The organism is Pseudomonas sp. G2-4 (genome assembly GCF_030064125.1).
In the GTDB taxonomy this organism is placed as follows: Bacteria; Pseudomonadota; Gammaproteobacteria; order Pseudomonadales; family Pseudomonadaceae; genus Aquipseudomonas.
Map to the genome: position 1 here is coordinate 2885694 of NZ_CP125957.1, position 11971 is coordinate 2897664.

Sequence of the window (11971 nt, forward strand, 5' to 3'; positions counted from 1 at the left end):
GCATGGAAACCCAAACCCTGATCTATCTGTTCGTCGGTGCAAGCTTCGCGCTCTATATTGCTATCGCGATCTGGACACGTGCCGGCTCCACCAGTGAATACTATGTCGCGAGCAAGGGGGTGCACCCGGTACTCAACGGCATGGCCACTGGCGCTGACTGGATGTCGGCAGCCTCGTTCATTTCCATGGCTGGGATCATCGCCTTCGCCGGCTATGACGGTTCGGTCTACTTGATGGGCTGGACCGGTGGCTACGTGCTGCTGGCGATGTGCCTGGCACCGTATCTGCGCAAGTTCGGCAAGTTCACTGTGCCTGAGTTCGTCGGAGCGCGTTATTACTCGCAAACGGCGCGGGTGGTGGCGGTGATCTGCGTGATCTTTATTTCCTTCACCTACGTGGCGGGGCAAATGCGGGGAGTGGGTATTGTGTTCTCCCGCTATCTCGAGGTGGACATCAACACCGGTGTGATGATCGGCATGGCCATCGTGTTTTTCTATTCCGTGCTGGGTGGAATGAAAGGCATCACCTACACCCAGGTGGCGCAGTACTGCGTGATGATCTTCGCCTACATGGTGCCGGCGATTTACATCTCGATGATGATCACCGGTAATCCGATTCCGCAGTTGGGCTTTATCAGCGAAGTCACGGGTTCGGGGCAGAGCGTGATTGAAAGGCTCAACGGGCTCGGGGCGGAGCTGGGCTTCACGGCCTACACCGATGGCAGCAAGTCGACGACGGACGTGTTCTTCATCACCATGGCGCTGATGGTGGGCACGGCAGGACTGCCTCATGTCATTGTGCGTTTCTTCACGACCCCTACTGTACGGGATGCCCGCAAATCCGCAGGCTACGCGCTGCTATTCATTGCCATCCTCTATACCACCGCACCGGCCGTAGCGGCGTTTGCCCGCACCAATCTGCTGACTTCGATTCCGAATGTCAGCTATAGCACGGCACCGACGTGGTTCAAGGCTTGGGAAAACTCCGGGCTGATCGCCTGGGTGGACAAGAACAACGACGGCATCATCCAGTACGGTCCCGGTGCCGCGTTGGTCGGAGCCCCAAGCTTCAAGACCACCGAGCGAGGGGCCTATGAGCAACGTCTGCTCAACAATCAGGTTTCGCCGGTGGCCAACGAGCTGTATGTGGACAACGACATCATGGTTCTGGCCAATCCGGAAATTGCCGGTTTGCCGGGTTGGGTGATCGCGTTGATCGCTGCCGGTGGCCTGGCGGCCGCCTTGTCTACTGCTGCGGGGTTGCTGTTGGTGATCTCCACCTCGGTTTCCCATGACCTGCTCAAGAGCAACATGCTGCCCAGGATCACCGAAAGACAGGAGCTGCTGGCTGCGCGGATTTCCGCCGGGGTGGCGGTATTGATCGCCGGGCTGTTCGGCATCTATCCACCTGCATTCGTGGCCCAGGTGGTGGCCTTTGCCTTCGGCTTGGCAGCGTCCTCATTCTTCCCGGTCATCGTCATGGGGATATTCTCCAAGCGCATGAACCGTGAGGGCGCGATCGCCGGGATGATTGTGGGGCTGACGTTCACCTTCAGCTACATCGTCTACTTCAAGTTCGTGAACCCGGCGATGAACACCGCCGATCACTGGTGGCTTGGGGTATCGCCGGAAGGCATTGGTACGTTGGGAATGCTCTTCAACTTCATCGCAGCCATTGTGGTGTCGCGCTTCACCGCGCCGCCGCCGGAGCATATCCAGCACCTGGTGGAAGATATCCGGGTTCCACGGGGGGCCGGTGCCGCCGTCGATCATTGACCCGGTGTAAAGGCTGATACCAAAAGGGCAACGAGCAATGGCGCCGGAGCAATCCGGCGCCATTTTTTTGTATTGCGTCAAGTAGATAGGTGTAAGTACGTATTTACTGGGAATGATTCTCAAAGTATATTCGCTCTCATTAACGTCCCCCCAATGAGTGCAGCGTCTTGAATCGTTCCACCCCTCATGCTAATCGCAATGTCTTCATCAAGTGTGTATTGCCAACGTTGTCCTGCTGCTTCATCGCAAGCCCCGTATGGGCACAGGACACACTTGAACTGCCGGCCACCGATATCCAGGGCAGTCGCACCACTCAGGACGAGGGCTATACGGCGTCGCAAGCCAGCACGGCGAGCAAAAGCGACGTACCGATCAAGGAAGAGGCGCAATCGATCAATGTCGTGACCCAGCAGACCCTGGCCGATTACCAGGTGCGCTCCCTGGCCGACGCAATGAAGTTCGTCAGCGGTGTGAGCCAGGGCAATACCCTGGGAGGCTCGCGGGATTCGCTGGTCAAGCGCGGTTTTGGCACCAACGACGACGGCTCGATCCTGCGCGACGGCGTGCGTTCGAACCTGGGGCACAACTTCAGCGCCACCACCGAACGGGTCGAAGTGCTCAAGGGCCCGGCCTCGATGCTGTACGGCGCGCTGGAGCCCGGCGGCCTGGTCAACGTCATCAGCAAGAAGCCCGAGTACACCCAGAGCACCACGTTGAGTGGTTCGGCCTACAGCGAAGGCGGTGGCACCATGGCCCTGGACACTACCGGCCCGCTGGGTGATACCGGCCTGGCTTATCGGCTGATTGCCGAGCGTGGGCATGAGGACTACTGGCGCAACTACGGGGTCAACGAGAGCACGTTGGTGGCCCCGTCGCTGGCTTGGACGGGGGAACGGGCTTCGTTGAATCTCAGCTATGAGTACAACGAATATTCCAATCCGTTTGATCGGGGTACGGTGTTCCAGAACGGGCATCCTGCGGACATCGACTACGACAAGCGCCTCGATGAGCCGTGGGCCAAGAGCGTGGGGATTCGCGAAACGGCTACGGCGCGGTTTGAGTATGCGCTGAGCGAGGATTGGAAAACGCGGGTCACCTATGGTTGGAACAATGATCGGTATAGCCTTTCAATCGCGCAGCCGCGGATGACAAGCGGCGGTGTTTTTCAGCGTGCAGCCAACGGCGCGCACTACGACGATGAAACCCGCTACGCCAGTTGGGACTTCATCGGCAAGCAGGAGCTATTCGGTCAGCGTCATGACCTGTTGATCGGCGTTGATAACCAGGTATCCGATCAGTTCCGTGGCAAGACCTACCGTGGGGCCAATCAAGCGGGTTTCGACATCACAGCACCGGTGTACGGTGGTCTGGAAGAACCCAGCGTGATCAATCCAGGCCAAAGCAACTTGAGCAACAAACTGACTTCCAGCTCGGTGTACCTGAAGGACAACTGGCACCTCGATGATCGTTGGATTCTGGTCTTTGGTGGCCGCTACCAACATTACGATCAATACACCACGCAGGGGATGGTCGCGGCCCCGCCGGTTCGCGACGACAATGGCGATGCGTTTGTTCCATTTCTGGGGCTGGTCTATAAAGCTTCCGAGACCCTGTCGCTTTATGGCAACTACAGCCGGTCCTTCAAGCCCAACGATGTGGTCGACAAAGACAGTCGTACCTTCAAGCCGGAGGAGGGGCGGAGCTATGAAATTGGCGCCAAGTACGATCCTCTGCCGGGGCTGAACATCAATCTTGCCTTGTTCGATATCGTTAAAAAGAACGTGGTGACCACTGTTGACGACGTCTCCGAAGCCGCCGGCAAAGTTGGCTCCCAAGGCCTTGAGTTGGACATCACCGGCCGCCTGGCCGACCGTTGGGACTTGATAGGCACCTACGCCTATACCCACACCGAGATCCTGGATGACCCGAAAAACGAAGGCCATCGCCTGCCCGACGCACCCAAGCACACCGCCAGCCTGTACCTGACCCACCAGCTGAACGTGCCCGCCGAATTCGGCGCCTGGCACGCCGGCGCCGGTGCGCGTTATGTTGGAGCACGCGCCGCGAATGCCGCCAACGACTTCTGGCTCAGCAGCTACACCGTCGCCGACGCCTTCCTGCGCTGGGAGTCTCCGGTGTTCGGGCACAAAACGTCGCTGCAGTTGAACGTAGACAACCTGTTCGACAAGCAGTACTACCCGTCGTCCACCGGCAGCCAGGTGCAAGTCAACGTCGGCGAGCCGCGTACCGCGCGTCTGAGTGCCAGCGTAACGTTCTGACCACCGCTCAATTCATCCAGGCGCCAGGGTAAACTCAACGGCGCTTGCCAAAGACCGTCTTCGGCGATTTGCCGAAGAAGCGGGTGAATGCTGCGCTGAAATTATTCGGGAATTTGTAGCCTACCTTGTAAGCCGCCTGAGCGACCTGGCAACCACTTTCCAGCAAGGTATAGGCCTTGCGCATGCGGATCTCATGCAGCATGCGGTGTGGCGTCGAGTTGAAACGGTGATGCAGGCCTTCCTTGAGCTTGAACTCATTGAGCCCGACAGCGGCACACAAGTAGGGAATGGTCAGCGGCTGGTCCATTTGTTCGATCATGATGTCCCGTGCCTGGTCGAGCTTTTCGATGTCGCTGGCGCTGAATTGCGGGTTCTGGATGCAGGTGGGCGGGCTCAGCAGCTTCAGTTGTTCGGACAGCAGGCTGAGGGTGTGGATGTGCATGTCCAGCGCGCCGGTCGCACCCTGGTTGAGATAACGCGCCAGGGCGGTGGCGTGGCTGGCGCTGGTGGCCGAGGTTTTCTGGAAAGCCAGTTGGCGCACATTGCCATTGCCCAGTAACTGGCGGGTGCGCTGCTCGCCGATGTATCGGTTGAGCATGCTTTCACCGATCAGCAACCGGAGCTGGGATACGGTCGTCCCGGCCTCGTAGCAACGCTCGCCAAGGCTCAATTGAAATGAAGTGATGGTGGTGTAGCCCGCTCGGAATGACACCGCCGAACCATCGGCGCCCTTGTAGCCGGAGTCGCCCTGCATACCGAACGTGATGACCAGCATGTGGCGATTGTGAGGGCTGACGGTTTCTTCGATCAGATTACGCGTGGGGCGGTAGCGCGAGCGAACCACCATCAGGTCGTTGTCGACGAAATAGCGCTCGGAATAGCACTCGCCCAGTTCCCCCGGCAGTTGCTGGCGTGTCCAGCCACAGGCGTCGTTGCTGATCAGCCGCGAGTGCGTTGGCGCAACTCGATACGATTGGGAAATCTTCTGTAGGGCCGCCACTTTTATCGTCCTCCTGGGTTGACTCTGGCTTGCATATGGATTGATCCAGATTCCATATGAACTACATGATAACTATTCGCATTAATGAATACCATGTTTGCATCTCAACTGTCATCGTCAGAACGAGGCAGTCGTTGATTCATTGATGGGGAGTGCGATGGTCAAGCCTGTATTGAAAGCCAGCGGTTACACGTTGTGCGTCGGCTGCTGTCTGGGCGCGGCAGTGAGTGCGGCGGCGCAGACCGAGTTGGCCCCGGTCACGGTCACGGCGAACAAGATCGAACAGGCCCAGGAAGCGGTTCCAGCCAGTCTCTCGGTGTTGACGGGCGAAGACCTGCGCAAGGGCAGCATCCATGACCTGCAAGACCTGGCGCGGGCCACGCCTGGTTTTACCTTCCAGCCATTTGGCCAGTCGGGCACCAACCTGCCGGTGGTGCGCGGCCTGACCGCCAGCCCCACGGCGTTTTCTTCCTCGATGTTGATGCTGGTCGATGGCGTGCCGACCCTGATGGGGCAGGGTTTTGACCATAACCTGCTGGGAGTGGAGCGCATCGAGATTCTGCGCGGGCCGCAGTCGACCCTGTATGGCCGCAACGCTGAGGCCGGCGTGCTGAACATCCACACTCGCCAGCCCGATGCCCAGCCATACGCCCGGGTCGAAGCCGGTGGTGGCAGTCGCGACAGCCGAACCCTGGGCGTTGATGCCAGTACCGTACTGGTTCCTGAGACGCTGTTCGTCGGGCTTTCCGGGCAGTGGCTGGAGCAGGACGGCTACATCGACAACGATTGGCGCGGTGGCCAGGCCGATGATCGCGAACGGCACAGTGCACGCATGGCATTGCGCTGGACGCCCACGCTGGCCACGGACATCAACTTGCGCTACAGCCGCCAGGATTATCGCGACGGCGGTTCCCAGTGGGGCCCGGCGGATTCATCCCGGCGCCTGGTGCGTTCCGGCACCTCGAGTTGGAACCATTCCAGCGGCCGCAGCCTGTCTTTGGACGTGCTGCATGAGTTCGAGTCAGGCTTGAAGCTGCGCTCGATCACCGCCCGCAATGACTTCTACGATCGGGTTCGCCAAGACACCGATTTCCAACCCGCCGACCTGTTTCACGTCGGCCGTGATTACCACTTCAGTACCTTGTCCCAGGAGTTTCGCCTGGAAGGCCAATGGAGCGAGAGCCAGTGGCTGCTCGGCGTCTATGCCGATCGCGATGACCATGACTTGTCCTACGAACAGAAACTGCCTGCCAGCCTGTCCCGCACGGATGTGCAACTGGGTGGCAATACCACGGCCTTGTTTGGTCAGTGGCTGATGCCCCTGGCCGAACGCTGGACCCTGACCCTTGGCGCCCGTGTCGAGCAGGACAAAGTGCACATCGATCCCCAAGGCGGCAGTCGCCAGAGCCAGCAGTGGCAACGCTTTACTCCAAAGGTTTCGCTGCAATACGAGTGGCAGCCGGATGCCTACCTGTACGCCAGCTATGCCGAAGGTTTCCGCGCTGGAGGCTTCAATGCCTTCTCCAGCGCCGCCGGTTACCCCGGCTATGACCCGGAAAAGGTCAAGACGTACGAAATCGGTGCCAAGGGCTGGCTGGACGACAAGCGCCTGCGCTATTCGGCGACCCTGTACTGGATGGACGTGCGCGACATGCAGGTGCAGCAGCTGATCCAGCCGGGCGTGGTGTACATCACCAACGCGGCGTCGGCGCGCTCCACGGGGTTGGAGCTGGAAGCCGAATACCTCCTGGCCGACCACTGGACGCTGGTCAGTTCCGTGGGCCTGAACCGGACCCGTTTCGAGCGTTTCAGCGAGGGCGGCAGCGATTACCAGGGCAATCGCAACCCTTATGCCCCCGACTTTACCGCCCACCTGAGCCTGCGCTACGACGCCCCGGCCGGTTGGTGGGCCCAGGGCGGGGTGGATGGGGTCGGCAAGACCTACCTGGACTCGGCCAACCAGTACAGCCGAGGTGGCTATGGCCTGATCAACCTCAATGCCGGTTATGACTTCGGCCAGTACGGCATCAGTGCCTACGTGAAGAACGCCGCCGACAAGCGTTACGACGCTGTCGGCTATTTGAACGGCACCGCCCGGGTCTACAGCCCGCCAAGGGAAATCGGCCTGCGTGTGAGCTATGAACTGTGAGCTGCGAATAATGAATGGAATCGACCTGGCAACACCTCACCCCCTGCAACCCTACTGGGACCTGACCCTGGCCGGCGTGCGCGCCGACGCCCTGCGCATTGCGCTGGAGTGGAAGCTGTTCAACTTGCTGCAAGTGCCTGTCACGGCGCAGACCATTGCCCGCCAGTTGCAACTCGACCCCGTTAACACCGGTTACTGGCTGGAAGCGCTGTGGAGCATGGCATTGCTGGTCCGTGATCAACAGCAACCGCCGCGTTACCACAATGCCGCCGTGGCCCACGACTACCTGCGCGCCGAGGCACCGGACTACTGCGGCGATGCGTGGACGTTCCGCCTGCGCGGGCTTCGCCATTTCGGTGGACAGTTGGGCGACCAGGTACGGGCGGGCCAGCCCAGCGGGCAGGCGCCGAACGTGGCGACCACCATTGAGAACTGGACGGCTGCCGCGCGTCTGCAACTGGCCCAGGAACAACGGGCCGTCACCGTAGAGGTGGCGTTGCGCCTGATGACACGGATTCCCGAGTTCGCCCATGCCCGTCGATTCCTGGACCTGGGGGGCGGGCCAGGGCTGGTAGCGATTGCATTGGTCCGGGACAACCCGTCATTGAGCGGTGAGGTGTTCGATTTTCCCCAGACCGTCAGCGTGGCGGCGGAAAATATCAGCAAGGCCGGCCTCCAGCAGCGCCTCACGGTCCGTGGTGGGGACCTGGCAAACGATGACATCGGCGAGGGTTATGACCTGATCTGGTGCTCCTCGGTGCTGCACTTTGTCCCAGACCTGGCGACGAGCCTGGAGAAAATCCACGCGGCGCTGCGTCCCGGCGGCGTACTGGTCAGTGCCCATGCCGAGGTCCCGCTGGACCCGGAGCTGGCCCAACGGGTTATGCCTTATTACCTGTCGATGCAGATGCTCGGCCGCCAGGTCACCCCCGCTGGAGGGCTGACCGAAGCATTGACCCAGGCTGGGTTTGTCGATATCGACCATTATCCTGAAGTGGCCTTTGCGGTCGCGCCGGTCGCGGTGCAAGTGGCGCGTCGGAGCGGGCTATGAAAGGCGAGGAAAGCGCCCGCATGTGGCGGCTCCAATGGCTGTTCGGCTGGCTCCATTTCGTCCTCGCGGTGCCCAGCATCTACCTGCTGCTGGGGCTTCCACTGGTCATGCGTGAACATGGCTGGTCCGGCACCGACATCGGGCTGTTCCAACTGACGGGGCTGCCGGCGGTGTTCAAATTCCTGCTGGCCTTGCCCGTGCAGCGCTATCGGACGGTTCGAGGCCATTATCGTCTTTGGGCGCTGGTGCTGTGCCTGCTGCTGGCGCTGTTGCTGGTGCTGGCCAGCCAGCAGGCGATCACCGCCAATCGCCTGTTCTTGTTCGGCCTGGCTTTCGCCGCCGGCGTACTGGCGACCTGGGCCGACATCCCAGTCAATGCCCTGGCTATCAAGCTATTGCCACAAACGCAGCGATTGCGCGCCGGGGGGATCCGTTCGGCAGCGCTGTTTCTCGCTGCGATTGTGGGCGCCGGCGTCATGCTGTTGGTGCAGGCGCGCTGGGGCTGGCAGGCGCCATTTCTGTTGATGGCTGCAGGGTTGCTGCTGGCGCTGCCATTTCTTTGGCTATTGCATGAGAGCGTGGTTAGCGATGAAGGCCTCCAGGACGCCAAGCCATCGCAGGTCGATTGGTCGGGTTTTTTCAGGCAGCCCGGTGCACGTCTTTGGATCTGGCTGCTGCTCAGCGGTTTTCCCTTTCTCGGTGCCGCGTGGCTGTACCTCAAGCCACTGTTGCTGGACCAGGGCATGCCTGTGCAGGAGGTGGCCTGGATTGCGGGTGTCGGCGGTGGCGTGGTCGGCGCCCTGGCGAGCGTACTGGGCGCAAGGCTGGTGCAGCGCCTGGGCCCGGCATGGGTGACGCCGTGGTTCATGGTTGGTGCTTTGTTGGCGCTGTTGGCATTGACGGGCGCGGTCTGGCTCCAGGTCTCGAAGCCGTGGTTGGTGGCGGCGGTTTATCTATTGGCCACGGCCATGGGCGCGGTGTCGAGCCTGATGTTCGGTCTGATGATGTTTTTCTCCCGCCACCACCACCAGGCCAACGACTACGGCCTTCAGGCCAGCCTGTTTGTACTCACGCGTCTCTTGGTGCCGATCGGCGTCGGCGTGTTGCTCGACCGCAGTGGCCCGGCGGGAATGCTGGCTGGCCTGTGCCTGGCAATGCTCGGCGTATGCGTCCTGGCGATGGCTGCGCGGGGCTCGATTGCCCAGGTCACGGCGGATGCCTGTGTCCCCATCGGCCGGGCTGACCGAGTCAGAGAAAAACACGCCCCCTCAATCAGTTCGACCCAATAGGAATGGAGTCCATGAAGGCAACCTTAGGCATCTGTTTGATTACCCAGACGCAGCCTCTGATCGAGGATGTGGCATTTGTCGTCGAGTATTTGCAGGCCTGCTTGCAGCCACCGGCAAATAGTCCCGATTGGCCGCTCTCGATCAGAGGCTGTGAATCCATGCATCAAGCCTTGGGGTCCAGGCCCCACGGCGAAGCTGTCCTGGAAACCCTGATGGTCCAGGCTCAGCGCTATTTGCAAGGCAACCCTTGCGCAGCGGCAGCGCTGCCGGACTTGTGGGTGCTGACGTTCGATTCGCCACAAGCCGCCCGGCAAAGTCTGCGACGGCAAACCCCCGCGTTATCCAACGAGCTGTTCATTCTCGACCTTTGTCAGCAAACCGAGGCCGGGGACCAGGATCCCTTTGATGAGCTGATCGCCGCCGCGCCCGGCTCACGCCTGTCACCTCATTCGGCACTGCTGTATTGCGCCTTGCCGGCCCTGCCGGGATGGATGAACCGGATCGGCGGCAACCGTCATCTGCGGGTGGCGGGGCAGGACCGGGCAGCGCGCCGGGCGGACCTGCTGCGCATCATCCTCGATCACTTGGAACACGCGCACTTCAACCGTCTGCTGGCACGCTCCATCAGCGGGCCGTTGCTGTCGGTGAGCCTGGCGACGGAAATCACCCGGTTCATGTGCAGCCGCTGGCAGCAGCGCTGGGACTTTCATGCCTACACCGGGTCGATGGTGGCGGGGCTGATCCAGTCGATGCAGCAGAACGTCGCCGGTACCGGCGTGCGTTGCCTGGGCGGCTGCAACGAACACAGCCTGGCGGTCGCTGCCATGGCCGGCTGGCAGCTGTTTGGCCGGGCCTACGTGATTACCGTGACCTCGGGAATGATCGATGAGTTTCGCGGCACCCTGGCCAACCTCAAGCGCCTTGGGGCGCCGGGGTTGATCGTCTGTGCCGACAGTCCGGAGAACGTCTGGTTTGCCTTCCAGGGCACCCACGACCTGGACAACGACGGTTGTCGGGTCATCGAGGCCCGGGGATTGCGCCAGGTCTTCATCCGTAAGGTCGAGGAGATCGGCCCGCGCCTGGAAGAAGCCTTTGCCATGCTCGCCGAGCGGCCCGAACCGGTGTTCATCCTGGCCACCCAGGGGGTGCTCGAATCCCGGCCCCAGGTGCCGCTGGACGTACGCCTACCCGAAATCATGCCCGCGCCGGCCTGGTGTCCCGACACGCGTCAGGCCGACGCGCTGGACCAGGCCCTGCATCTGCTCAATCACGAGCCGGTGCATGTGTTATGGCAGTGCGGCAAGCTCAGCGCCGAGCAGCGTCGCCGGGTACACGCCCTGGCCGCGCGTGGCGCCATCGGCCTGGCGGACAGCATTACCCAACCCGGCAGTGTCGGCCCTTATCACGAGGGGCGGGCGGTGCCCGAGTACCTTGGGCCACTGTCCCTCTATGGGTTCAGCCGGCGGGTGTACCAGTTCATGCATTGCGAGCATGAGTTGAACGGCGCCCAGGACCACTGCGTGTTCTTTCTCAAGAGCAAGGTCGACCAGGCCGCCACGCCGTTTTCCGAAGGCAAGCTCAAGCGTCAGCTGCGGGTGGTGCAGGTCAATCATGAACCACGGCACCTTTCGCCGTTCACCGACCTGGCGCTGGATGTGCCACTGGACGAGTTCCTCGGCCATGTCGAGCGTGGGCTGCAGGTCGAACCGCAGGTGCTCGCGCTGCGGCGTGACAAGCTGCGGGAAATGGCGCAACGCAGCGAAACCGTGGCGGCGGATCACATCGAGACCCTGCCCATGACCGCCAACTACTTTTTCCACCGGCTCGGTCACTTGGTGCGCGAGCTGATCGAGCGCCAGGATTATCGCTACATCGGCGTCTACGATGTCGGTCGTTGCGGTATCTCGGCGGTGCGTAACGTGCCGCGCACCGACCCGGGTTTCTCAGGGTGGTATGGGCGAGCGTTGATGGGGGATGCGCTGATGGCCTTGCCGTATATCGCCATGACCGGCGAGGGCAATGTCCTGGCCTTCGTCGGTGATGGTGCCCGGGCCCTGGTGCCGGATATCGAGGCGCGCCTGGCTGAAGGGCTGGCCCTGGATCCGTCGGCTAACCAGCGCAACGTCAGTCTGTTCTACCTCACCAACGGCATGTTGTCGCTGATTCAGACGTACCTCGACAAACGCTATGCCCACAACGGCGCCCAGCAAGTCGCCGTGACCAACGCCGGGGCAATGGCTGCCCCTCTGGAACGGATCGGGCCCCTCAGCGTGCATCGCGAACGCCTCGTCAAGTTCGATGAAGCCGCCTTGCGCCAGGCCCTGACGCAACCCGGACGCCTGAACATCTTCGACGTATTGCTGGCCCATAACTCGGAGGGCGACGGTTTGAGCCTGGTCTCCGAAACCGCCTGGAACCGTCAATGAAC

The 11971-nt window shown here is 61.5% G+C and carries 7 protein-coding genes; 6 read left to right on the forward strand and 1 reads right to left on the reverse strand.

What is annotated here, in order from left to right; all coding sequences use genetic code 11:
* Window positions 1–2: 2 nt before the first annotated feature.
* On the forward strand, window positions 3–1775 hold the full coding sequence (locus QNH97_RS12385; protein WP_283557083.1) for a sodium:solute symporter family protein: 1773 nt from the start codon (window positions 3–5) through the stop codon (window positions 1773–1775).
* Between the two features lie 167 nt (window positions 1776–1942).
* On the forward strand, window positions 1943–4054 hold the full coding sequence (locus QNH97_RS12390; RefSeq protein ID WP_283557084.1) for a TonB-dependent siderophore receptor: 2112 nt from the start codon (window positions 1943–1945) through the stop codon (window positions 4052–4054).
* A gap of 34 nt (window positions 4055–4088) precedes the next feature.
* Here the strand turns inward: QNH97_RS12390 and QNH97_RS12395 are convergent, their stop codons facing one another.
* Complete coding sequence (locus tag QNH97_RS12395; protein WP_025213826.1) at window positions 4089–5054, reverse strand: helix-turn-helix domain-containing protein; 966 nt, start codon at window positions 5052–5054, stop codon at window positions 4089–4091.
* 157 nt (window positions 5055–5211) lie between these two features.
* Here QNH97_RS12395 and QNH97_RS12400 point away from each other — a divergent pair, with 157 nt between their 5' ends.
* The 4 genes from QNH97_RS12400 (at window position 5212) to QNH97_RS12415 (ending at window position 11969) form a co-directional block, all read left to right on the forward strand.
* On the forward strand, window positions 5212–7203 hold the full coding sequence (locus tag QNH97_RS12400) for a TonB-dependent receptor (protein WP_283557085.1): 1992 nt from the start codon (window positions 5212–5214) through the stop codon (window positions 7201–7203).
* Between the two features lie 10 nt (window positions 7204–7213).
* Window positions 7214–8254 carry a methyltransferase gene (locus tag QNH97_RS12405; RefSeq protein ID WP_283557086.1) on the forward strand — a complete coding sequence of 347 codons (1041 nt, stop codon included), beginning with the start codon at window positions 7214–7216 and terminating at the stop codon, window positions 8252–8254.
* A complete protein-coding gene (locus QNH97_RS12410) occupies window positions 8251–9543 on the forward strand; it encodes an MFS transporter (RefSeq protein WP_283557087.1) in 1293 nt (430 codons plus the stop codon). The genes QNH97_RS12405 and QNH97_RS12410 overlap by 4 nt, the downstream gene beginning before the upstream one ends.
* A 158-nt stretch (window positions 9544–9701) precedes the next feature.
* Entirely contained in the window at window positions 9702–11969 is a 2268-nt protein-coding gene (locus QNH97_RS12415; RefSeq protein ID WP_283557088.1) for a decarboxylase, read from the forward strand.
* Window positions 11970–11971: the final 2 nt, after the last annotated feature.